Below are 23,402 nucleotides of genomic sequence, written 5' to 3' on the forward strand. Positions count from 1 at the left end.
CGGGTACCTGAGCGCCGCTATGCAAGAGCGTTCATTGCATCGCCAAGCGTTCAACGCAAACCCGCAGGACCTGACACCAGTCTAGCTCAGTCGACCACCGATCCTTACAGGATCAGCTTGTTTTACTGTTCACCCTAGCGCGCACTGTCCGCCGGCGGCGCCACACGCATCACTTCCTCGATGGTGGTCAGCCCCTGCGCCACTTTTTGGGCACCGGACAAACGCAAGGTCCGCATCCCTTCACGCATGGCCTGTTTACGCAGCGCCAGCAGGTCACAGCTGTCGCCCATAAAGGCCTGCAGTGACTCGGACAGCGGCATGATTTCATACACCCCCTGGCGACCGAAGTAGCCGGTGTTGCGACACTCCAGACAACCGGCGGGCTGGTACATGACTTTCGGTGCAGCCACTTTCCAGGGGCTGACCAGCTGTTGCCAGGCGCTGGCGTCGACGGCCACCGCCTCTTTACAGTGCGGGCACAGGGTGCGCACCAGGCGCTGCGCCATGATGCCGATGACGGTGGAGCGAATCAAATAAGACGGCACTCCGAGGTCCAGCAATCGGGTAACCCCGGTGGCGGCGTCATTGGTGTGCAGAGTGGAAATCACCAGGTGGCCGGTCAGCGCCGCCTGCACCGCCATTTGCGCGGTCTCCAGGTCGCGGATCTCCCCCACCATAATAATGTCGGGGTCTTGCCGCATCAGCGTGCGCACCCCCGCGGCAAAATCCAGATCGATGTTGTGCTGCACCTGCGTCTGGTTGAAGCTCTCTTCCACCATTTCAATCGGATCTTCAATGGTGCTGACATTGACCTCACTGGTGGCCAGGGATTTCAGCGAGGAATACAAGGTCGTGGTTTTCCCCGAGCCGGTGGGCCCGGTGACCAGCACAATGCCGTGGGGCTTGCTCATCATCTCCTGCCAGCGCGCGTAATCGTCACCGGTGAGCCCCAACTCACTGAAGCTGCGCAACAGCACATCGGGGTCAAAGATCCGCATCACCAGCTTCTCCCCGAAGGCGGTGGGCAAGGTCGACAGGCGCAACTCCACTTCACGGCCATCGGGGCGTTTGGTTTTGATGCGACCATCCTGCGGCTTGCGCTTCTCCGCCACGTTCATGCGCCCGAGAATTTTCAGGCGGCTGGTCACGGCCGTGGTAATGGCGGCAGGCAACTCATAGACCTGGTGCAGGACGCCGTCGATGCGAAAGCGGATGCGCCCCACTTCCCGGCGGGGCTCCACGTGAATGTCACTGGCCCGCTGGTCAAAGGCGTACTGCAGCAGCCAATCCACAATATTGACGATGTGCTGGTCGTTGGCCTCCGGGTCCTTGAGCGCCCCCAACTCCAGCAACTGCTCAAAGTTGGTCACATTGGACGCCCCGGCCAGGCCAGAGGCTCCCGAAATGGACTTGGACAGCGAGTAAAACTCCACCGTGTAGCGCTCGATGTCCGATGGCGCGGCAAAGACACGCGTCACCTGACGGCGGGCGACATGCTCCAGCTGGGGAATCCACTCCAGCAGATAGGGCTGCTTACAGGCCACCACCACCTCGTCTTTGGTCAGCTTGACGCAGAGAATGCCGTGGCGCTTGGCAAAGGCGTAGGACATCACCTCGGTGACCTCCGCCGCATGAATTTTCAGGGGATCAATATGCACCAGCGGCAAGCGGGCTTTCTCCGCCAGCCATTGCGACAGCACCGGCTCATCCAGCACCCGCCCGGGCTGGCGGGCATCCTCGATACGCTGGGAGGCAATATAACTGAGCGGGTGCATGGTCGCCTGTTCCCGGTTGCGACTCTGCCCGGCAATGAAATTGGCATCCACCTGGGCGATGCGGCCATCCTCCACCAGCTCGTCCAACAGGTTTCTCAAGTCGACTGTGCGCTCAATCGTCACCGATACATTCATGCCTTGCCCTTCTTCTGTTCACCCTGACGTTCATTTAGTCGTTATTTGAGCCTTCAGCCAGTCGTTATTTGAGCCTCCGGCCTCTGACATTGGCCCCCAACTCGCTGGTTTGACAAGGATTGTAGCGACTATCCCACGGCAGTGATACCGACTGAATCCGCTTCCAAACCAGCGAACTGCGGCCAACTCTCTTCTAAACTTTGCACAACTGTCATATAACAGACATGAAAAGTTCATTTTTTTAATGAGTTCTTTAGCCTCACTCTTTATACTCCGCGCTGCAACTCAAGGGAGCCTTATGATGCCTATTGCAAACACACTCGGAAATCTTTTTGGGAAATCCCCCATCAAGCCCATTCAGGAGCACATGGCGGTAGCCCATCACGCGGTGGAACAATTAGCTCCATTCTTTGACGCGGTTAAGGCCAACGACTGGGAGCAAGCCGCGGCCATTCAGCAGAAAATCGGCGAGCTTGAAAATCACGCCGATGAACTGAAGAAAGAAATTCGTCTGCACCTGCCCAAAAGCCTGTTTCTGCCCGTCGCCCGCACCGATTTACTGGAACTGCTGTCCGTTCAGGACCGTCTGGCCAATCGCGCCAAAGACATTGCCGGCATTATGCTGGGTCGCGAAATGTCCATTCCCAAGGCCATTGAGGCCGACATGCTGGAATTTGTGAACACCACCATCGCCACCTCCGCTCAAGCCCACAAAGCCATCAAGGAATTGAGTGACTTGCTGGAAACCGGTTTCAGTGGCCGTGAGGTGACTCTGGTCGCCAAGCTCATCGAAGAGCTGGATCGACTCGAAAACCACACCGACAAACTGCAAATCGCCGTTCGCAGTAATTTATTCAAGGTGGAAAAGGATCTGCCGCCGGTTGATGTGATGTTCTTTTATCGCGTCATCGAATGGGTCGGGGATGTCGCTGACCGCGCGCAAAAGGTCGGATCACGATTACAGCTGTTGCTGGCCCGTTAATCCGTTACCTTTATCTCGTTAACAACAACCCGCCGCTCAATTTGGCTTACCGACAAACTGCTATACCTCAGAGAAGCGAGCAGCGGGTTAAAACTTTAATAAAACCAGGGACTTTATTTTATGTCCATTCTTGCTGAACACGGTCAGACACTGCTGATCCTTGCCTGTATTTTTGGCGTTTTCATGGCCTGGGGTATTGGCGCCAATGATGTAGCCAACGCCATGGGCACCTCCGTAGGCTCCCGAGCCCTGACCATCAAACAAGCGATTTTCATCGCGATGATCTTTGAGTTTCTGGGGGCTTATTTAGCAGGTGGCGAGGTCACCTCCACCATCCGCAAAGGCATTATTGACCCGGCCCTGATGGCTGACTCCCCGGAATTGCTGGTGTTTGGCATGATGTCGGCGCTGTTGGCCGCGGGCACCTGGTTGCTGATCGCCAGCGTACTGGGCTGGCCGGTATCAACCACCCACACCATTGTCGGTGCCATTGTCGGCTTTGCCGCCGTGGGTATCTCGGTAGACGCGGTGGCCTGGGACAAGGTGGGCAATATCGTCGCCAGCTGGGTGGTGTCGCCGCTGATGGCCGGTGCGATCAGCTTTTTCCTGTTCCGCAGCGTTCAACGCCTCATCCTCAATACGGAAAACCCCTTCGCCAACGCCAAGCGCTACATTCCGGTTTACATGTTCGCCGTCGGCTTCCTGATGGCCATGGTGACCATGCTCAAAGGTCTGAAACACGTCCTGAAAGACACCGGGATCAGTTTCAGCTTTGGTCAAAGCGCCCTCATTGCCGCGGTGTTTGGTCTGCTGGTGATGGCCTTCGGCCTGTGGATGCTGCGCAACATCAAAGACGAAGGCAATGAAGACAGCCGTTTTGCCAGCGTGGAAAAAATCTTTGCCGTATTGATGGTGTTTACCGCCTGCTCAATGGCCTTTGCTCATGGCTCCAACGATGTCGCCAACGCCGTGGGGCCACTGGCCGCCGTCTATGGCGTGATCAGTACCGGGGCAGTGACAGCGAAAACCACGATGCCCAGCTGGATCTTACTGTTGGGCGGTCTCGGTATTGTCGTGGGTCTCGCCACCTACGGCTGGAAGGTGATCGCCACCATCGGTAAAAAAATTACCGAGTTGACCCCGAGCCGCGGTTTTGCCGCCGAACTGGGGGCTTCCGCCACCGTGGTGCTCGCCTCAGCCACCGGCCTGCCAATTTCCACCACCCACACGCTGGTGGGCGCAGTACTCGGGGTAGGCCTGGCCCGGGGCATCGGCGCCATCAACCTGCGTGTCATTGGCACCATTTTTACCAGCTGGATCATTACTCTGCCGGCTGGCGCCGGACTGGCCATCCTGTTCTTCTTTTTCTTCAAGGGGTTGTTCAGCTAAAGGCACCACCACGGTCCAAGCCCCCCCCAAAAGGCCACAACTCTGTGGCCTTTTTTATGGCACAAACACACCGTCAACTGAATTCTGCCGCCTTGCTTTGCCTGAAAAAAATCACCAGAAAATGCGTCAGGCCAGAGAGCGCCATTCAAATCATGACGAATAAATGACCAGTATTATCAAAACCTTTTTTAATAGATAAAACATATTTACTCTTTTATTGACCCACAACTAAGCTTCAGGTCAATTCCCCTTTTAATGGAGCCCTTCAGTTACAAAACAAGTTTGCTGCCGCAGGACGCTCAGAGCACAGGTAGAAAAAGAAGAAAAGGGACAGATTATGGATACGACGAAACGCCACATATGGCACTTGGGTTATTTGACTGACACCGACACTGAAGATTTACACGCTGCATTTCCGGATTGGTTTATCGAATCGGTCCAACTCCCCAGCAAAGAAAGGATCACCCTGCCCAACGGTGACCACAGCATCGGTTTGCTTCACCTCAATGCCAACTTATCACCAGAGCAAATCGAAACCCTGTCAAAAACCCTCAAAGACAACACCCACTTCCCCTGGCTCGCTCTCGCGGACAAAGAAAGCCTCAACAAGACCGGCATCCAACAACTCATCACGGACTACACAATCGATTATCACACCTTGCCGCTTGATCATAAGCGTCTCGCTCACGCCGCGGGGCACGCGCTGGGCATGTCAGACTTACGCCGCGATTTACTACGCCAACGCAGCCACACAACAAGCCATAAAAAAGATTCAACGCTCATCGGCTCAAGCCCCGCAATCCAGGACGTGAAAACCGCCATACACCGAGCTGCAGATACCGATGCCCCAGTGCTCATCACTGGTGAAAGCGGTACCGGTAAAGAGCTTGTCGCCAGAGAACTTCACCAAAAGTCCAGCCGCAAAAACGGGCCCTTTATTGCCGTCAACTGTGGAGCCATTCCCCACGCATTGATTCAGTCCGAACTTTTTGGCCACGAAAAAGGCGCCTTCACCAACGCCTCACAGCGGCGTATCGGCAAGGTGGAGGCCGCTCACCAGGGCACCCTGTTTTTAGATGAACTGGGTGAATTGCCCCTCAATCAGCAAATTAACTTTTTACGGTTTTTACAGGATGGCGTCATCCAAAGAGTCGGCGGCCGGCAAAACATCTTCGTTGACATACGCATCATTGCCGCCACCAATGTCGACCTGGTTGAGGCCATAGAGAAGCAAACGTTTCGGCAGGACCTCTATTACAGAATCAATGTACTCGGCATCCACATGCCCCCCCTCAGAGACAGAGGGGACGACTCGGCAACACTGGCTGATTACTTTCTGCAAGAGTTCAAACAAAAACAGACCCGCAACTTTCACTTCTCCCCCGCGGCCCTCAAAGCCATCCACAGGCATTACTGGCCCGGTAACATTCGGGAACTGAAAAACCGTGTTTTTAAAGCCGTGATGATGAGTGAGTGCAATGAAATTAGTGATGTGGATCTGGGGCTGGAAAACCTCAGTCTGGAAGAGAAATCGCTGACGCTGTTCAAAGCCCGGGAGAAAGCGGAAGCCGACATCATCAAGTCGTCGCTGGACTATACCCAAAACAACATCTCCGAAGCATCCCGGTTGTTAAAGATATCAAGACCGACCCTGTACAAACTGATTGCGCGACATAATATTCAAGCCAAGGAGCCACCCATGCACGCCAAGCAGAAGTCAACTCCCAGCCTGGATTCCAGGTCTCGTTGCTGACGGGTTGTTCGATTTGCCACGAAAGCGACACCGGGCCAGGCATTGGGTAAAAAAATAATCACCCCAAACCTCATCCAACACACAGGGACTTGTAGCCATGCAACGTGTTTCAGCGAGACAAATTCTGACCCTCTCCTTTTTGGCGTCACTGTTCACCCCGGCAATGACCTTGGCCGATGCGGTCAATACCACCGTGGGCACACAAGATGAGAACCGGGAAAAGAAAGTCAATGAAGTGGTTAGCAGTATTATCGACAACCGGGGGGTTCTCACCTCGAAGGGCACGTTTATTTTTGAGCCCTCTTTTACCTACACTCACAGCTCTGCCACTGTCGTCGCCATTGAAGGCTTTACCGTCTTGCCGGCATTGATTATCGGCCTGATCAACATCAGTCAGGCCGAGCGGGATATTTTCAATTACGCCATCACCCTGCGCTATGGGCTCACCTCGAGAATGGAAGTAAGCCTGAAAGTCCCCTATATTGATATTGACGAAAGCATTCGGGAGCGCCAGGCGCTGGATGGAACGCCAGTAGACATCGTCAGTGATACCAGCGGTGACGGCTTGGGCGATGTCGAGATGAGCGTCAACTATCAATTGAACGACGGGTTAAACGGCTGGCCCTTTTTCATTGCCAACTTGCGGGTAAAAAGCGACACCGGCACCAGCATATTTGACCTGGACAGACGCCAGCTCGTCAATGACGACGGTGACGTGCTGGGCGTCATCTTTGATGAACAGCCCACCGGCTCGGGGTTCTGGGCCTATCAACCCGGGCTCACCGTTCTGTACCCCACGGATCCCGCCGTGATTTACGGCAGTATCAGTTATCTGTGGAATGAAAAAGACGATAAAGGCGCTGAATTCGGCGGTGAAATAAAACCCGGTGACATCTTTGGCTTCAGCTTCGGCATCGGCTTTTCGGTGAATGAAAGAACCTCTTTCAGCTTAGGCTATGAGCACAACGTCATTGACAAAACCGAGGTGGAATTTGCGCCAGATCTGGAGGATGCAAGCTTTGACCGCTACCATTCCGGGAGCCTGTTACTGGGCATTTCACAACAGACCCGAGGTCGGAATCTGCTCAACCTGTCACTGGCGGTGGGCGTCACCGAGCAGAGCCCTGATGTCCAGCTGACCTTCAAAATGCCATTCCAGTTTTGACTATGGTGTGTTTTTTACTAGGATTTTAATTGCGATGCATTTTTGATCACACTGGCGACGATGATGTTAACTTCAGTCATAGCTTCAATCATAGCGCCAGTCATAACTACGACCATAACTGCGATCTCCAATACGATCTCAAATACAGTCATAGAGACAACCTTAACTACGATGCCTTGTTAACCATGTTGCGAGCTTGCCGCCAAAGCGTTGCCCTTAGCCTACTGCCAATGCTGATCGTCGGCTGTGCCTCGGAGATTGAAAAGATTAACACGGACATCAACCGCTACCCCTATTGCCAAGACCGCACGCCAGCCATGAATGACATTCGACAAACCGGCTGTGGCGATTGTGAAGACTACGCCTTTGCCAAATGCCTGGCATTGCGGCAGCAAGGGTACGACGTCATCTTTTTGTACCGCAGTGGAACCGACGTAGGGCATGTCGCTCTGGCCGTAAACGGTCAGACCCTCGACAATCAGGTCGCCTGGCCTTACCCCTTTAAGCCCGATGACTGGACCTACAGCCACCCCTGGGATTGCCAGGAACTGCCGGATCAACAAGAAACCGATCAAGCGGCCCAGGCGAGCCAGCCCCCCGAATCAGCCTCGTCAACAGACTGACGCGCCATTGCCACTGACTATTTCCTGTTTCCTATCACCTGTCACCTGTCACCTGTCACCTGTCACATTTCTAGTTTCTAGTTTCTAGTTTCTAGTTTCTAGTTTCTAGTTTCTAGTTTCTAGTTTCTAGTTTCAGATTAGAATCTCAGCGGCTGTATTGCATTAACTGCGTCAACAGCTTGTCATTCAGTTTCTGCCCCAGGCCTTGGGACAAATTGGACAACTCTATATTCAGGATGTCGAACGTTTGGATGAGGCGGTTGTCCGCAGAGTTTTGAACCACGGTCGAGCTGTTGGTCTGCAGGACCTGCGTTAACCCTTGCTCAAGCACCATGGAAGGCTGCAGAGCAGACTGAATTTCCGAGCTATCGACCAGAGTGGGTGCCCCGCCCGCAGACTTCACGGAAGATTGAGTCGCGCCTACCGAGCTCAGAATTGTGCGCTCACTCACCTTCGAATTGACTTGAAAGCCCGAAACCTGCTTGACCGCCTGACTCGCTTTTTCCGCAATGGGTGCCACGACCGACTGCACCTCATCCACCTCTGACGCCAAACCACCGATGGACTCATGTTGCGCCTCGTTCAGCGGTTGTGAACTCAGGTCACGGGCCGTTTTTGTCAACGCCTGATCCATCAACTCAAAGGCCGAGTCCATTGTTTGATCCATTTCGGCCATGGCCACATCAATGCCTGCCCGGGCATTAAATTCCGGAATCACCAATTTGGAACGAGCCGCCACCATGCCATCCACCAACACCACTTTCTCCAGCCCGATTTGGATTTTAAAGCCACTTTTGTCGAGAAACCCACCACGCAGTCGATCCAGTTGCTGAACAGTTAACGGCGCTTCAGCAAAGGACAAATACTCCTCGCCATGGACGGCGGACAAGGCATAGCCGCTGTGTAACATGACCGCACAGAAAACCGCTTGTGTCAGGGGATGTCTCAGGCTCAAAGAACTTTTTTTCATGACCGCATTCCTACCCTAAAAATCGTTCGATCTTGGTAATGTCAGAGTCAGCTGTGACAAATTTTTTGAATCGATTAAACTGGCGTAATTGGCGTGTGCATGAGCGGCCCAGGATGCATCCATGTCATAGGCCAAGCGGCCCTGCTCAACATGATTACGCACCAAAAACACCAAACCGTTCCAGCTGTTTAGAAACGTTTGTCGATCAAACACCCGGGAACCCGTGGCGGGATCACCGACCAACACACTGTCATCACGCACCCCCTTAATCACCACAAAGTGGTTATAGCCGTTGGTATTGATGATGGTTATGGCCGGGACCTTTGCCACCGTATCCAGTTTTTCCAACGTCAACTTGAAACCGTCCGACTGATACCCCATTGAGTCCAGATAATTTTTCATGTCCAGCATGGAAAACCCCTCCCGCTGGACCTTAACCGGATCCGCCAGTGCGTACATGGCATTGAAGACTTCCTGTTCACTGATCGGGTGGGCATAGTGATAGGACAACAAGGTCGCTACCGCCGCAGAGCCGCAACTGAAATCGTATTGCTGCTTGACCACCTCTCGAAATTTACGCTCCTTGAAACTCTCTACTTCAACGTGATAATTCGGGCCAATACCGGGCAGCACCACACTGCCAGCCGCAACCCAAGAGGAAACTAACGAACAGACAAGAGCCGTTACGGCACAGGGCGCAGTGTGCTTTCTGAAAGCAAGTTTCTTTAAAAGATATCGCATAACCCCAGCCAAACTCCCTTGTTCACGCATTACTGATTAATCAGGACATTAACCATCGTGGTACCCTGAATGATGACCTGGTTACCGGTATTTTGTATTACGGTGGTGATCCCGGTGGCGCTGGACAAGGCATTATCCGTCAGCGAATTATCCCCGGTTACGGAATTACTTAACTGATTATCCTGCAACAGGGCATTTTGCTGTGACTCACTGATTTGAAACTGAAGGTCCAGATCAGACTTGCCATTTTGGTGGGACAGCACATCTGACGTGATGGCAGATGTGCCTAATTCCAACACCTCTTCACTGGCTGCAGCGCCCACCGATGAGACCATTGATGAACAACAAACCACCGCCAGCCAAAGCGCTGGGGGAACTCGCTTTGTTTTCATTCCCGCCTCCTTTCAAACCTGTCCAACAAGCGGAATGTTTTTCTTAACACCACGAGTCTTACACGGCAGTGGTCTCTTGAAAAACAGCCAGTACACGGCTGACATCGTGTCAGCCGGAATACTGGCAACGGAGGGCAATGCTTTCTTACCCGTTATGCGCGACTTAAAGACTTAGATTGGATTGAACAACAACCGTACCCTGGGTCAGCGAACTGGCACCGGAGTTTTGGTTAATCACCGAAATACCGGAATGACTGACACCGCCTTCTATGGAGTTGTTGCTGCTAACGCTACTGCCCTCATAAAGAGTGCCACCGGTGTAGCTATTACCAGACACTTCACCACTTAAGGTCGAGGTATTCATCGCGGTACCAATACTGATATCCCCAATCGTTTGGGTATAGCTGTTATCGGTCATGGAGTTATCGTTAAAGGATTCGGCAATACTGTTGTCCGAATTATCCGAATTGTCGGAGTTATCGGAGTTATCGGAATTGTCGGAGTTATCGGAGTTGTCTGAGTTATCGGAGCTGTCGTTGTAGGCATCGGCGATGCTGTTATCCGAATTGTCCGAATTGTCCGAGTTATCGGAGTTGTCGGAATTATCCGAGTTATCCGAATCGTCTGACACCTTGAACGCATCGTTGGTATTGATGCTGTCGTCGTTCATGGAGTTGTCAGAGTTATCCGAGTTATCGGAGTTGTCGGAATTATCCGAGTTATCCGAATCGTCTGACACCTTGAACGCATCGTTGGTATTGATACTGTCGTCGTTCATGGAATTGTCCGAATTGTCCGAATTGTCGGAGTTGTCAGAGTTGTCGGAATTATCTGACGCATCAGAGTACTTGAACGAGTCTGTGGCATTGGCACTCGCATCGTTGGTGGAATTATCCGAATTGTCCGAGTTATCGGAATTATCCGAAGCATCGGAAATATTGAATGAATCGGCAGCATTAGCACTCGCGTCATTCATAGAATTATCAGAGTTGTCGGAATTATCCGAATTATTCGATGAATCGTTCAGCGAGTCCGCGGTATTGGCGCTGGCATCATTGGTAGAACTGTCGGTGTACGTGTTGGTATTAGCCCCTCCATTATCAGCGGTCTGATCCGCCCAAGCCTGATAACCCGCAAACATAGTCATTGCGATTGCCGCAGTCAGAATTTTACGTTTAAAATTCATAGTCCTGTTCTCCTAGTGTTTTGACTAAATTACCCATTTCAAACAGAAAGCCTAGCCCACAAAACCAAGCGGGATACGCCCATTAAAACCGGAAAGAAATTGCAAGATAATTTTCGCAGCGACTCCCTCCACGTTTTAACCGAGTGCAGCAACCATGCCATCTGTAAAATAGTTATCGGCAAGCTTTTGAATTACATATTAAAAATAAAATAATTCTGTGAGAAAAGGTTTTTCAAACACACACGCCCCAGAGAAAATTCTATAAAACCTGTAAGAGATAGTTAACAGACATTCAATGACAAACCCTTTTAAACCGAAAATATTGAGGCTAAATAAGAACTTATCAAAACCGGAGAAACTGTAAATTCAAGTTAACAACCGAACAAAATGCAAGACTACTTTGGCGAAAAAAGCTTCCCAGATGAGGACTTTTCTACCCCGAAGACAATGACTCAAACGCCGAAATCACACAATTAAAATAATTTCGTTTAATCAATAATGACTGCTAAAACCATAAAACCACCACCAAAAAACTCACCTTAAATTTAATATTAGGAGGAACAACCCTCCCCAAAAATCGGCAATACTTTCAGCGCCGCAGAAAAACACGCCTGCAGGGACAGCAACGCAGGTCATTCACAGTCACCAACAGCGCGTTAAATATTCACCAGCAAACGCTCAAAAAAAACCACCCCATACCTTCGGGTGGAGACCAATGTCGCGGCCGCCCCAGAATGTCAAAAAAAATTCATAAAAAAACCGCGACACCGAAGCGCCGCGGTTTTTTGCCCATCCCTTTCCAACCTTTGGGGTCAGAATTTCATGGCCTTCAGATCGTTTTTATTGAGACACACAGCACACCGCGTTATCAATGGCGTCAACAATCGCATCAATATCCGCCCGGGTCGCAATCAACGCCGGACTCAGGCACAGCGTATTGTTAAAGTCGGCAAAGGAGCGATTGGTGCGTCCGATAATGACCCCGTTCTGCATGCAATGGCCGGCCACCGCCATGGCAACACTCTCATCCACAGGCTCTTTCGACACACGATCTTTCACCAGTTCAAAGCCCATGAACAACCCCTTGCCACGCACATCCCCAATCAAGGGATACTTGTCTTTCAGCGCCAACAACCGCTGCCGCAAATACTCACCTTGCTGCTGAACATTTTCCAGCAGATTTTCTCGCTCGATGATTTCCAAATTGACCAGCGCCGCCGCCGGACCGGCGGTACAGCCGCCAAAGGTGGAGATGTCGCGAAAGTAATCCATGCGGCCGTCACCATCATCATCGTGCAACAAATTGAAGACCTTATCGTTGGTCACGGTGCAGGAAATCGCGGCGTACCCCGACGCCACCCCCTTGGCCATGGTGACAAAATCCGGCTCAATGCCATAGTGCTGATACCCAAACCAGGTACCGGTACGACCGAGGCCGCAAACCACTTCATCAATGTGCAACAACACGTTGTACTGTTGGCAGATCTCCTGGACACGCGGCCAGTACCCCTCCGGCGGCTCGATCACACCCCCGCCCGCAGTAATGGGCTCAAGGCAAATCGCGCCCACGGTATCGGGACCTTCTTCTAAAATAATACGTTCAATTTCGTTGGCCGCACGCACGCCATAATCATCCACTTCGCCCCACTGTGAGCGATATTCACAACAGTGTGGCACTTCGACAAACCCCGGCGTAAAGGGACCGTACTGATGCTTGCGCTCAAACTGCCCGGTGGCACTCAAACAACTGATCGTGGTGCCGTGGTAGTCCCGTTCACGGTAGAGAATTTTATGTTTCTTGCCGCCGTATTTTTTCGCCGCAATTTGACGCACCATTTTGAAGGCTTTCTCATTCGCTTCGGAGCCAGAGTTGGAATAATACACTCGACTCATGCCCGGCATTTTTTCCAGCAAGCGCTCTGCGAATTGGGCCGCTGGAATGTTGCCGGCGGTTTGAGCAAAGTAGTTCATGGTCACCAGCTGATCGCGCACCGCATCGGCAATTTCAGTGCGTCCGTAACCCACATTGACGGTCCATACTGCACCGGACACCGCATCCAGATACTCATTGCCCTGAGCATCCCAAACCCGCATCCCCTCACCTTTCACCACCACCATAGACTCCTGACCCGCGTGCCGGGTCAGATGATGCCATACGTGCCTGGCATCCTGTTCAACAGCCTTGCTGGCAATCTCTCTGCTTTCGATCTCTGCGGCAATCACACTACTTGTTTTCAAATCTGACATCTCAACCTCAGCTAGGGCGTGCACCTAATTCAGCGTTAAAAAAGAAATCCCACCATGGAGGCCATGGCCATTGAATACATGGTAATAACCCATCGGTGCCCCCCAAAGAACCAGCCTCGGCCTTTTACACAGACCAGTTCGTCCCGCTCCCATCAAACTGGTCTGATAGCGCATGATTTAGCCCTGATTGAGGATAAATACTCCATTGAGAGTCGCGCTTTCTGCTAAAATGGCGCGTCTTTTGCGTCCTAAAATCCAATAATGACTCAGTCGTAAATCAGGCACAGCTCCGCAGGACGGCGCGCACCAGCGCAGTGCAAGTGCGTGAGGCAACCAAAAGGAATTCGCCCATGCGGGCCACACAATCAATTTTTCGCGTCAGGCGGCAATACAATAAATGGGTCGGTGACGAGACGCTGGAAGATTACGCGCTGCGTTTTACCGCCAAAAAAGCACGCCGCTGGAGCATCAGCCATATTGGCATGACCGCGCTGGGTGCCACGGCCTTTTTGGCACTGGAAGCCCTCAGTGCCGCCACCACCCTGCAATATGGTTTCATCAACACGCTCTGGGCCATGCTGGCCATCAGTGTGTCCATATTCATCATTGGCCTGCCGATTTCCTATTATTCAGCCCGCCACGGCCTGGACATTGACCTCTTAACCCGAGGCGGCGGCTTTGGCTATTTAGGCTCCACCATCACCTCGCTGATTTACGCGTCGTTTACGTTTATCTTTTTTGCCATTGAGGCCGCCATCTTCGCCTCGGCTCTCAGAGCGCTATTCAGTATTCCGCTCTGGGTTGGCTACATCATCAGCGCCCTGGTGGTGGTGCCCATTGTTACCCACGGCATCAAGGCCATCAGTCGCTTCCAGGTGGGCAGTCAACCTCTGTGGCTGCTGCTGCAAATTTGCGCCCTCGCTGCGGTGGTGTTTTACGAATTTGAGCGAATCGATAACTGGGTGCAATTTGTTCCCCGGGAACACGCCAGCACCCAGGGCTTTGACCTGATGCTGTTTGGCGCTTGCGTCTCCATCTTTTTCGCCATGGTGGCGCAAATTGGTGAACAGGTGGATTACCTGCGATTTATGCCACCCAAGACCCCGGAAAATCGCTACCGCTGGTGGTTTTGGTTAATCTTATCGGGCCCCGGCTGGATTCTGGTGGGCATGGTCAAAATGTTGCTGGGTTCATTTCTGGCCTATCTGGCTTTCACCCAGGCGATGCCCTACCAACAGGCCACCGATCCGGTGTACCTCTATCAATTGGCGTTTAATTACATCACCGAATCGCCATCCGGCTCGCTGGTGCTGGCCGGCATTCTGGTCATCCTCTCGCAGATGAAAATCAATGTCACCAACGCCTATGCCGGCTCGATTGCCTGGTCGAATTTCTTCTCCCGCTTAACCCACAGCCACCCGGGTCGCGTCGTGTGGCTGGTGTTTAACGTGGCCATTGCGCTGGTGTTGATGGAAATGGGGGTTTACCGGGTACTGGAGGCCATTCTTGGAGTTTTTGCCATTGTCGCGCTCAGCTGGCTCGCCTCACTGGCCGCCGACCTGCTGATCAACAAACCGCTGGGGCTCAGCCCGCCCATCACCGAATTCAAACGCTCGCACCTGTATGACATCAACCCGGTGGGGGTCGGCTCCATGCTGATGGCCTCGGCGCTGGGTATTGTCTGTTATCTGGGCTATCTGGGAAACAACGCCAGTTACCTGGCGCATTTCATCAGTCTTGGTGCCTGCTTTGTCTTTGTGCCCACCATCGCCGGGATCACCAAAGGTCGCTTTTACCTGGCTCGTCCGAGCAGTGACATCCTCTTTTACGAGCTCCATAAAGATGAAGACCAGGCACTCAGCCAATCCCTGAACAGCGAGCCGGCAACGTTGCGCTGCTGTATTTGTGAAAGTGATTTTGAATACGAGGATATGAGCCACTGCCCGGCGTATCAGGGGGCCATTTGCTCCCTGTGCTGCTCCCTCGACGCCCGCTGTCTGGACAGCTGCAAGCCCGACGCGCGCTTAAAAGTTCAGCTCAACCAGTGGCTCGAAAGCTTTGCTCCGGCCAGCGTCGTACGCGCCCTGAATTCGCGAGTTGCGCGTTTCGCCTTTATCCTAAGCTGTGTCGCGCTGCTCAATGGCGCTTTTCTGGCCCTGATCTATTTTCACATCAAACCGGCATCAGCGCCGACGGCGGAATTGTTAAGCACCACCATCTGGATGATTTTCTACGCTTTTATGATTGTGTCCGGCGTCATTTCCTGGCTGATTTTATTGGCCCATGAGAGTCGCCTGGTGGCTCAACAGGAATCCAACCGGCAAACCCGTTTATTGATTGATGAAATCGACGCTCACCAGGAAACCGACCGGGCCCTGCAGGAGGCCAAAGAACTGGCGGAACGCGCCAACGATGCCAAGAGTCGGTATTTGTCGGGCATCAGTCACGAACTGCGTACCCCACTGCAATCCATTTTAGGTTACGCGCAACTGCTGTCCCAGAAAGCGGATATGCCGGCTCAGCATCAGTACCCGCTGGAAATCATTCGCAACAGCGGCGAGCACCTGGCGGGACTGATCGAAGGCTTATTGGACATTTCCAAAATTGAAGCCGGCCGCCTGGACATTTATCGCAACCAGGTACGCCTGCCGGAACTGCTGGAACAGCTGGTGCAGATGTTTACCCAGCAAGCGGAAATGAAAGGTCTTAGGTTTCATTTTCACCTGCACCACCGACTGCCCGACGTGGTCATCACCGACGAGAAACGACTGCGACAAATCTTAATCAATTTACTGTCCAATGCGGTCAAATATACCGATCATGGCCGAGTGGACTTCCACGTGTATTACCGCAATCAGGTCGCTGAATTTTCCATCATTGATACCGGCCTGGGCATCCACAAAAAAGACATTGAACGGATCTTCACGCCCTTCGAACGCGTGCGTAACAGCCATACCCCACACACTCCGGGCACCGGGCTGGGCCTGACTATTGTCAGATTGCTCACCGAGGTCATGGGCGGCAATCTCGACATCAAGAGCACGCCCGGCGAGGGCAGCTGTTTCAGCGTATCCATGATGTTGTCCTGGGTCAGCACTCCGACTGTCGCCGCGCCACCACAGCGCACCATCAAGGGCTATCAGGGCGCAACGCAAATCATCATGGCGGTTGACGATGACCCCATTCACCGCGGCCTATTAACCGATATCCTGAACCCGCTGGGGTTTCGCGTAGTGGAAGCCAACTCAGCCGACGATTGCTTGCGGCAACTGGCAGACGTTCGCCCGGACTGCTTTATTCTCGATGTTAACATGCCAGGTTGCAGTGGCTTTGAACTGGCCACGCAGTTGCGTCAGGAGGGTTACACAACCCCCATCCTCATGCTGTCTGCCGAGGTCAATGAGCGTCACCGCAACCCACTTGAGCTGCAATTGCCTGCGGGTTTGAAAGCGCCTCACCCAAAGGCACCCCACGACGATTACATGGTGAAGCCTATTCGCAATCAACTGTTGCTGGAAAAAGTCGGCAATCTGTTGACGCTCGAATGGCAGTACATTGATGACACTCTGACCGGCATAGCATCACTGACCAACATAGCATCACTGACCAACACAGCATCTCAGACCAACCTAGCATCGAAAGTTCAGTGCTCTGCTGCGAAACTGGACAGCAGCGCTTCGCTGAAAAGCCGGTTACAGCATCCGCTGATACAGCAACTGACCAGTCGTGTTCAGGTTGCACATCGTAAAGGGGTGCTCGACACCCTGGATGAAATTCAAACATCGGGTATTCTTGACGCCGATGCCCTGAAACACTTGCGTGACCTTGCGCAATCCATGCAGTACGAACAACTGGAACTTCTTCTGGAGACCGACCCCGCATGACGTATTCCGACAAACAAGACATCGTACTGGTGGTCGATGACTCGCCTGATTCTCTAAGCCTGATCAGCGATGTGCTGGAAGAAGCCAACATCAGCGTGCTGGTGGCCCTGGAAGGGCGTCAGGCATTGACCATTGCCCAGCGTCTGCGTCCGGATATGATTCTGCTGGATGCCATCATGCCCAAAATGGACGGCTTTGAAACCTGTCGACAACTCAAAGCCGACCCGGAACTGGCCAGCATTCCGGTCATTTTCATGACCGGACTGACAGAAACCGAAAATATTGTTCAGGGGCTCGAAGCCGGGGGCGTGGATTACCTCACCAAACCCATCAAACCCAATGAACTGCTGGCGCGCATGAAAGTCCATCTCAACAATGCACGTTTAACCACCAGCGCCCAACAAGCACTGGACTCCACCGGTCAGTTTCTGATGACGACAGACCACAACGGTCAACTGCTCTGGGCGACACCCCAGGTGCGTGAACTGTTCCACAAAGCCCCCTTGCCAACCGATGAACTGCAGCAATCGCTGGCCAGCGAACTCAAATTCTGGCTGCAACACGCCCCCAGCCCGCAGCAAAAGCTGAAACTGGAAAAGCTCGGCCTGTCCCTGTCCGTGGTGTTTATTGAACAGCGCAACCCGCAGGAGTTTTTATTGAAACTGGTGGATGATGTGGAAGTGTCAGACCAGGAACTGTTTCAGAAGAAACTGTCCCTGACGGTACGCGAAGCTGAGGTTTTGCACTGGATCGCCTGCGGCAAAACCAATCGGGAAATCGGTGAGATCCTGGCCATCAGCCCGCGCACGGTCAACAAACATCTGGAGCAGGTGTTTCAAAAAATCGGAGTGGAAAACCGAACCGCGGCGGCCAGCGTGGCGCTGCGCATTGCCAACGAATCTTTAGCCTAGACACAACCTTTGACTCATAAGCACACCTTGGAACTGATAAGCAGGTCTTGCGCCTAATTAGCACGTCTTCAGTCTAATCAGCACACCAAGGGCGTAACCTTATCGACGGCTCATTAACCGGTCACGGCTCAACCGTATCGTCGTATCCTCAGATCGCCTCTGCCTACCGCAAGCAACATCCCTGTCAGCCGGTTACCAAAACGAAATTACTTCTTGCCCTTCCAGGGTGCCTTGTTGATCACATACCCCCCGGCCACCACCACGGCGGACACCGCCAGCAACAGCCACAGCGAGTGTTCCATATCGTGCTGTACACCGACATCGCCACCGTGACCGGAATGGGCCAACACCAGCGGCGACACCAGACTCAACCCCACAACGCCTGCAAAACGGAACTTACCCATACTTTTTCACTCCCCTGATACTCATAATCTCTAGTCTCTAGTTCTCTAGTTTCTAGCCACTAGTCTCTAGTCTCTAGTTTCTAGTTTCTAGTTTCTAGTTTCTAGTTTCTAGCAACTCGCAACTCGCAACTCGCAACTCGCAACTCGCCCCGGATGTTAAACCACCGCTTTCGCCGGCGGCATGTCCTGCGGTGGCAACATACCTTCATCGACAATAAAGCGAATGATGTCATCAATGCCGTCGCCCGCTTTCAGATTGGAAAAGACAAACGGACGACTGCCACGCATTCTTTTGCTGTCGGTATCCATGACCTCCAGAGAGGCGCCCACCAGAGGTGCCAAGTCGGTCTTGTTGATGATCAGCAAGTCCGATTTGGTAATGCCCGGGCCCCCTTTGCGGGGAATTTTATCGCCGGCCGAAACATCAATCACGTAGATGGTGAGGTCCGACAATTCCGGACTGAAGGTCGCACTGAGGTTATCTCCGCCACTTTCCACAAACACCACATCCAGTTCGCCGTGACGGCGCAGCAATTCATCAATGGCCGCCAGGTTCATGGACGCATCTTCCCGAATGGCCGTGTGCGGACAACCGCCGGTTTCCACACCGATGATGCGATCTTCACTGAGCACCTCGTGGCGGGTCAAAAACTGCGAGTCCTCCTGGGTGTAAATGTCATTGGTGACCACCGCAATGTTGTAATAATCGCGCATCGCCGAGCAGAGTGTGCGCAACAGCGCGGTTTTCCCCGACCCCACCGGACCACCCACCCCGACCCGCAGGGTTTGTTTGGGGCGAGACGTTTTTTGATGTGACTCATCGTGATGGGGCGTAGTGTCCGGCGCGGAAGCACCGTGTGTATAGGCCATGTTTGGTTATCCTCTCTATAATCCTTTGTCAGTCGTTGTTCATGGTCGGGTGACCTTAACGATTTAACATATCCGTTAAAAACTCACACCTTAAGAGCGAAACAAGCGTGTGTATTGGGTCTCGTGCAAGGCGCTGGCAATGGCCAGAGCCGGCAGGCTCGCCCCCAGTTCATCATCCGCCAATGACTTCGCCGTCGCGATGGTGGCGGGAATGCACTGCTGCAATTGACCCAGAAGTTGCTGCGCGTGCGTTTGCCCCAGAGGCACCAGCTTGGTGGCTGCGGCCACCTGATTCTCGAGCCACGACCAGGCATAACCCAGCAGGGCCGCCTCCGCATTCACTTGCCACTGCTGGGCAGCGCAGGCAAACACCGCCACAAAACTCACTTCCGCAGGTACCTGCGCTGGTGCGCATGGCTGGGCAGACTGAGCTTGCCGCAACCCGTCAAGCGGCACATCAAGGCGGGTCAACAAGCGCTGCAGCGCCTCCCCCATGGCGGTATCGGCAAGCCTTAACTCTTTGGTTTCGCGGCAGGCCAATGCCATCCGGTTCCAGTATTGAACCCCAGCGACGGTATTCTCCCCGCCGTCTTGCTGCACTTGGCACAACCGATGAATGCGCCACAGAATCGGTAAATCCACTCTCGCCAGAGCATCGTGCATCTGCAATTCCAGCCAGGCTTCGGCACTCTCAACCGAATCCACCCAGCCGGCTTCAACGGCGTATTCCAGGCCTTGGGAAAAGGCATAGCCACCCACTGGCAAGCTGACACTGCTGAGCTGCAACAGACGCAGCAAGCCGACATCAGTGGTGGTGATGGCCATGACTGTAGGCTCCCGATTCCGGCACAAATACTGCGTCCTCGTGGGTGACCGTTAACCCCAGCATTTTCAACATATCCTCCAGCACATGGTCGGGAGTCATGTGCAGCCAGCGATCGCCCACCTGCAATTTCACGTGGCGGTTACCCAGGTGATAACAGGCTCGGCTGAAGGTGTGCCAATCCTCACACTCGGCGCGGGTCACCTGCTCTACCGCCCCCTGCACCTGAAGGTATTTGCCGCATTCTGTTTTTAACACTTCGCCCACGAGCAATGGTTTGCCTCGCTCCAGAAACACCCGCACCTCAGCGCCCGCCTCCGACACCGTTTTCAAGCGGCCTTTGTCCCGCTGTTCCTGGGTGAGTACGATGACATCATCGCAATTTAAGTCCGGGACGATCCCTAAACGCTGATAAATATCCAACAATATTTTCCTTCTTGTAACTTCGTGATCAAGTTTACCGTCCTGTCACTGCCACACCTGCGGCTCGCAATGACGAGTGATAGCCCTTAGGGTCTTAAAACAACGTATAGCGCTGCGCCAATGGCAGTTCTGTCGCCGGCTCGCAGGTCAGCAACTGGCCATCGGCCCGCACCTCATAGGTTTGCGGATCCACCTGGATATTAGGCAGCCAGTGATTGTGAACCATATCGCCCTTGGTCAGTGTGCGGGTATTGCGGCAGGGCAATAACTGGCGCTGTAACCCCAGCGCCTCAGCCACACCGGCATCGATCGACGCTTGCGAGGCAAAGGTGAATGAGGTCTTGGCCACCGCCAACCCCATCGCGCCGAACATCGGCCGATAATGCACCGGCTGTGGCGTCGGGATGGAGGCATTCGCATCCCCCATGGGGGCCGCTGCAATCATGCCACCTTTCAAAATCAGCGCGGGCTTGATGCCAAAAAATGCCGGCTTCCACAGCACCAGGTCCGCCAGCTTGCCCACTTCGATCGACCCCACCTCGTGGGCGATGCCGTGGGTGATGGCCGGATTGATGGTGTACTTGGCGACATACCGGCGCGCCCGGAAATTATCGGCGCCGTCTGTATTGGGGTGGCCCACACTGTTGGGCTCACCGGCTTCATCTTCTTTTAAAGGGCCGCGCTGCACTTTCATTTTGTGGGCAGTTTGCCAGGTCCGGGTAATCACTTCGCCCACCCGCCCCATGGCCTGTGAGTCTGAAGAGATCATACTGAACGCGCCGAGGTCGTGCAGAATGTCTTCGGCGGCAATGGTTTCTTTGCGAATGCGCGAATCGGCGAAGGCCACATCTTCCGGAATGCTGGCATCCAGATGATGACAGACCATCAGCATGTCGAGATGCTCATCAATGGTATTGACCGTATAGGGCCGCGTCGGGTTGGTGGACGAGGGCAACACGTTGGGATAGGCACAGGCCTTAATGATGTCCGGTGCGTGCCCGCCGCCGGCCCCTTCGGTGTGGTAGGTGTGAATCACCCGGTCTTTAAAAGCCCCGATGGTGTCATCCACAAAACCGGATTCGTTGAGGGTATCGGTGTGGATGGCCACCTGCACATCGTATTTATCGGCCACCGTCAAACAGTTGTCGATGGACGCCGGGGTCGTGCCCCAGTCTTCGTGCAGTTTTAACCCGCAGGCGCCGGCCATCAGCTGCTCTTCGAGAGCCACCGGCAAGCTGGCGTTACCCTTGCCCAAAAAGCCAAAGTTCATGGGCAGGGAATCGGTTGCCTGTAACATCTTGCCGATATTCCATGGCCCCGGGGTACAGGTGGTGGCGTTGGTCCCGGTGGCCGGCCCGGTACCGCCACCAATCATGGTGGTGACGCCGGACATGAGCGCTTCATCCACCTGCTGCGGACAAATAAAATGAATGTGCGCATCAATGCCCCCCGCCGTCAGGATGGAACCTTCTCCGGCGATGACTTCGGTGCCCGGACCAATGATAACGTCGACACCATCCTGCACATCGGGATTACCCGCCTTGCCGATCGCCACGATACGACCGGCGTTAATCCCCACATCCGCCTTGACGATGCCCCAGTGATCCAGAATCAGTGCGTTGGTGATGACCAGGTCCACGGTCTCGCTGCACGAGCGTTGCGATTGCCCCATGCCATCGCGAATCACCTTGCCGCCGCCAAACTTCACTTCGTCCCCGTAATGGGTGAAATCCTTTTCTACTTCTATCCATAACTCGGTGTCGCCCAAACGTACGCGGTCACCCACGGTGGGGCCAAACATATGGGCATAACTGTGTCGATCCATGGTCGTCATTCTGACTCTCCCTGTGTGCTTGAATCAGACGAACCCGAGGCCGGCGAACCGGAAACCGACGGCGCTGTCGCAGGCAAATCGCCCATCACCTCGCCCCGAAAACCGTAAATTTTTCGCTCGCCGGCAAAGGCCACCAGTTCCACTTCGCGCCCCTGCCCCGGTTCAAAACGAACGGCGGTGCCGGAGGCAATGTTCAAATGAAATCCCATCGCCTGGCTGCGATCAAAGGACAGCGCCGGATTCACTTCTGCAAAATGATAATGCGATCCTATCTGCACCGGCCGATCACCGGTATTTTCCACTCGCAACGTGCGCACTTCACGACCGGGATTTAACACAATGTCTCCGCTCGCAGTTTTTATCTCGCCGGGTCTCATAACGTTACTCCTTCACTCATACCACCCCCTTCTGCGCGTATTTTCCGCGTCACTCAATCAGTCGCTTCACTCAATGAGAGAGCCCTCAGCCAATGAGAGGCCTCAGCCAATAAGCGGTCACACTCAATTAATCGGGTCGTGGACGGTCACCAGTTTGGTGCCATCCGGAAACGTGGCTTCTACCTGAACTTCGCTGATCATCTCGGCAATCCCATCCATGACCTGATCACTGGTGAGAATTTTTTTCCCCTCGCTCATCAATTGCGCCACGGTTTTACCTTCCCGTGCGCCCTCAATAATCTCCATACTGATCAGCGCCATGGCTTCCGGATAATTCAGTTTCAAGCCCTTGGCCAAACGCCGTTCCGCCAACAGGGCTGCCGTAAACAGCAGTAACTTGTCTTTTTCTCTGGGCAATAATTCCATCGCTAACACCTTACTTTCTTAATCGTTCAAACGGGCAAACGCTTGAATCTATGAATTCTGTGTCGATAAACGCTTTAACGGCTAGCCTCTGA

20 protein-coding genes are annotated in these 23,402 nt (G+C 53.6%); 7 read left to right on the plus strand and 13 right to left on the minus strand.

The window, feature by feature from the left end:
- Window positions 1-134 precede the first annotated feature (134 nt).
- A complete protein-coding gene (gene tfpB / locus G8770_RS13505) occupies window positions 135-1,910 on the minus strand; it encodes a type IV pilus assembly ATPase TfpB (protein WP_167187618.1) in 1,776 nt (591 codons plus the stop codon).
- A 301-nt stretch (window positions 1,911-2,211) separates the two neighbouring features.
- Here tfpB and G8770_RS13510 point away from each other — a divergent pair, with 301 nt between their 5' ends.
- The 5 genes from G8770_RS13510 to G8770_RS13530 all read left to right on the plus strand — a co-directional run bounded on the left by G8770_RS13510 (window position 2,212) and on the right by G8770_RS13530 (window position 7,822).
- Entirely contained in the window at window positions 2,212-2,892 is a 681-nt protein-coding gene (locus G8770_RS13510; RefSeq protein WP_167187621.1) for a TIGR00153 family protein, read from the plus strand.
- 120 nt (window positions 2,893-3,012) lie between these two features.
- A complete protein-coding gene (locus tag G8770_RS13515; RefSeq protein WP_167187624.1) occupies window positions 3,013-4,281 on the plus strand; it encodes an inorganic phosphate transporter in 1,269 nt (422 codons plus the stop codon).
- 337 nt (window positions 4,282-4,618) lie between these two features.
- On the plus strand, window positions 4,619-6,034 hold the full coding sequence (locus tag G8770_RS13520) for a sigma-54 dependent transcriptional regulator (protein ID WP_167187627.1): 1,416 nt from the start codon (window positions 4,619-4,621) through the stop codon (window positions 6,032-6,034).
- 97 nt (window positions 6,035-6,131) lie between these two features.
- Complete coding sequence (locus G8770_RS13525) at window positions 6,132-7,199, plus strand: transporter (RefSeq protein WP_167187630.1); 1,068 nt, start codon at window positions 6,132-6,134, stop codon at window positions 7,197-7,199.
- Between the two features lie 29 nt (window positions 7,200-7,228).
- Window positions 7,229-7,822 (plus strand): hypothetical protein, encoded by a 594-nt coding sequence (locus G8770_RS13530; RefSeq protein ID WP_167187633.1) that lies wholly within the window; start codon window positions 7,229-7,231, stop codon window positions 7,820-7,822.
- A 145-nt stretch (window positions 7,823-7,967) separates the two neighbouring features.
- Here G8770_RS13530 and G8770_RS13535 read toward each other — a convergent pair whose 3' ends face one another.
- The 5 genes from G8770_RS13535 to G8770_RS13555 form a co-directional block, all read right to left on the minus strand.
- Window positions 7,968-8,792, minus strand: coding sequence for a hypothetical protein (locus tag G8770_RS13535; protein ID WP_167187636.1), 825 nt, complete (start codon window positions 8,790-8,792; stop codon window positions 7,968-7,970).
- A 15-nt stretch (window positions 8,793-8,807) separates the two neighbouring features.
- Window positions 8,808-9,533, minus strand: coding sequence for a C39 family peptidase (locus G8770_RS13540; RefSeq protein WP_167187639.1), 726 nt, complete (start codon window positions 9,531-9,533; stop codon window positions 8,808-8,810).
- A gap of 29 nt (window positions 9,534-9,562) precedes the next feature.
- On the minus strand, window positions 9,563-9,925 hold the full coding sequence (locus G8770_RS13545) for a hypothetical protein (RefSeq protein WP_167187641.1): 363 nt from the start codon (window positions 9,923-9,925) through the stop codon (window positions 9,563-9,565).
- 163 nt (window positions 9,926-10,088) lie between these two features.
- On the minus strand, window positions 10,089-11,111 hold the full coding sequence (locus tag G8770_RS13550; RefSeq protein WP_167187644.1) for a hypothetical protein: 1,023 nt from the start codon (window positions 11,109-11,111) through the stop codon (window positions 10,089-10,091).
- Window positions 11,112-11,951: 840 nt separating this feature from the next.
- The gene (locus tag G8770_RS13555; RefSeq protein ID WP_167187647.1) at window positions 11,952-13,358 is read right to left on the minus strand and encodes an aminotransferase family protein; all 1,407 of its coding nucleotides are present in this window, start codon (window positions 13,356-13,358) and stop codon (window positions 11,952-11,954) included.
- Between the two features lie 350 nt (window positions 13,359-13,708).
- Between G8770_RS13555 and G8770_RS13560 the strand changes: the two genes are divergently transcribed.
- Complete coding sequence (locus G8770_RS13560; RefSeq protein ID WP_167187650.1) at window positions 13,709-17,242, plus strand: ATP-binding protein; 3,534 nt, start codon at window positions 13,709-13,711, stop codon at window positions 17,240-17,242.
- Entirely contained in the window at window positions 17,239-18,153 is a 915-nt protein-coding gene (locus G8770_RS13565) for a response regulator transcription factor (protein ID WP_167187653.1), read from the plus strand. The genes G8770_RS13560 and G8770_RS13565 overlap by 4 nt, the downstream gene beginning before the upstream one ends.
- A gap of 206 nt (window positions 18,154-18,359) precedes the next feature.
- On the opposite strand, the gene G8770_RS13570 is transcribed toward G8770_RS13565, so the two are convergent.
- The 7 genes from G8770_RS13570 to G8770_RS13600 all read right to left on the minus strand — a co-directional run bounded on the left by G8770_RS13570 (window position 18,360) and on the right by G8770_RS13600 (window position 23,310).
- On the minus strand, window positions 18,360-18,557 hold the full coding sequence (locus G8770_RS13570; RefSeq protein WP_167187657.1) for a hypothetical protein: 198 nt from the start codon (window positions 18,555-18,557) through the stop codon (window positions 18,360-18,362).
- Between the two features lie 156 nt (window positions 18,558-18,713).
- Window positions 18,714-19,427: an urease accessory protein UreG gene (gene ureG / locus G8770_RS13575; RefSeq protein ID WP_167187660.1), complete on the minus strand. Its 714-nt coding sequence runs from the start codon at window positions 19,425-19,427 to the stop codon at window positions 18,714-18,716.
- 90 nt (window positions 19,428-19,517) lie between these two features.
- Window positions 19,518-20,252 carry an urease accessory protein UreF gene (locus G8770_RS13580; RefSeq protein ID WP_167187662.1) on the minus strand — a complete coding sequence of 245 codons (735 nt, stop codon included), beginning with the start codon at window positions 20,250-20,252 and terminating at the stop codon, window positions 19,518-19,520.
- Window positions 20,233-20,673, minus strand: coding sequence for an urease accessory protein UreE (gene ureE, locus G8770_RS13585; RefSeq protein ID WP_243760492.1), 441 nt, complete (start codon window positions 20,671-20,673; stop codon window positions 20,233-20,235). Before ureE ends, G8770_RS13580 begins: the two co-directional genes overlap by 20 nt.
- Window positions 20,674-20,767: 94 nt before the next feature.
- Window positions 20,768-22,507 carry an urease subunit alpha gene (gene ureC / locus G8770_RS13590; protein WP_167187668.1) on the minus strand — a complete coding sequence of 580 codons (1,740 nt, stop codon included), beginning with the start codon at window positions 22,505-22,507 and terminating at the stop codon, window positions 20,768-20,770.
- Window positions 22,504-22,884, minus strand: a complete 381-nt coding sequence (locus G8770_RS13595) for an urease subunit beta (protein ID WP_167187671.1) — start codon at window positions 22,882-22,884, stop codon at window positions 22,504-22,506. Before G8770_RS13595 ends, ureC begins: the two co-directional genes overlap by 4 nt.
- Before the next feature lie 123 nt (window positions 22,885-23,007).
- Entirely contained in the window at window positions 23,008-23,310 is a 303-nt protein-coding gene (locus G8770_RS13600; RefSeq protein WP_167187674.1) for an urease subunit gamma, read from the minus strand.
- Between the last annotated feature and the right edge of the window lie 92 nt (window positions 23,311-23,402).

This window comes from Pseudomaricurvus hydrocarbonicus (assembly GCF_011602365.1).
Lineage (GTDB): Bacteria > Pseudomonadota > Gammaproteobacteria > Pseudomonadales > Cellvibrionaceae > Pseudomaricurvus > Pseudomaricurvus hydrocarbonicus.

Coding starts and splice junctions, on each gene's coding strand:
- tfpB (WP_167187618.1), bottom strand. CDS start 1,910: ATGAATGTATCGGTGACGATTGAGCGCACAGTCGACTTGAGAAACCTG.
- G8770_RS13510 (WP_167187621.1), top strand. CDS start 2,212: ATGCCTATTGCAAACACACTCGGAAATCTTTTTGGGAAATCCCCCATC.
- G8770_RS13515 (WP_167187624.1), top strand. CDS start 3,013: ATGTCCATTCTTGCTGAACACGGTCAGACACTGCTGATCCTTGCCTGT.
- G8770_RS13520 (WP_167187627.1), top strand. CDS start 4,619: ATGGATACGACGAAACGCCACATATGGCACTTGGGTTATTTGACTGAC.
- G8770_RS13525 (WP_167187630.1), top strand. CDS start 6,132: ATGCAACGTGTTTCAGCGAGACAAATTCTGACCCTCTCCTTTTTGGCG.
- G8770_RS13535 (WP_167187636.1), bottom strand. CDS start 8,792: ATGAAAAAAAGTTCTTTGAGCCTGAGACATCCCCTGACACAAGCGGTT.
- G8770_RS13540 (WP_167187639.1), bottom strand. CDS start 9,533: ATGCGATATCTTTTAAAGAAACTTGCTTTCAGAAAGCACACTGCGCCC.
- G8770_RS13545 (WP_167187641.1), bottom strand. CDS start 9,925: ATGAAAACAAAGCGAGTTCCCCCAGCGCTTTGGCTGGCGGTGGTTTGT.
- G8770_RS13550 (WP_167187644.1), bottom strand. CDS start 11,111: ATGAATTTTAAACGTAAAATTCTGACTGCGGCAATCGCAATGACTATG.
- G8770_RS13555 (WP_167187647.1), bottom strand. CDS start 13,358: ATGTCAGATTTGAAAACAAGTAGTGTGATTGCCGCAGAGATCGAAAGC.
- G8770_RS13560 (WP_167187650.1), top strand. CDS start 13,709: ATGCGGGCCACACAATCAATTTTTCGCGTCAGGCGGCAATACAATAAA.
- G8770_RS13565 (WP_167187653.1), top strand. CDS start 17,239: ATGACGTATTCCGACAAACAAGACATCGTACTGGTGGTCGATGACTCG.
- G8770_RS13570 (WP_167187657.1), bottom strand. CDS start 18,557: ATGGGTAAGTTCCGTTTTGCAGGCGTTGTGGGGTTGAGTCTGGTGTCG.
- ureG (WP_167187660.1), bottom strand. CDS start 19,427: ATGGCCTATACACACGGTGCTTCCGCGCCGGACACTACGCCCCATCAC.
- G8770_RS13580 (WP_167187662.1), bottom strand. CDS start 20,252: ATGGCCATCACCACCACTGATGTCGGCTTGCTGCGTCTGTTGCAGCTC.
- ureC (WP_167187668.1), bottom strand. CDS start 22,507: ATGACGACCATGGATCGACACAGTTATGCCCATATGTTTGGCCCCACC.
- G8770_RS13595 (WP_167187671.1), bottom strand. CDS start 22,884: ATGAGACCCGGCGAGATAAAAACTGCGAGCGGAGACATTGTGTTAAAT.
- G8770_RS13600 (WP_167187674.1), bottom strand. CDS start 23,310: ATGGAATTATTGCCCAGAGAAAAAGACAAGTTACTGCTGTTTACGGCA.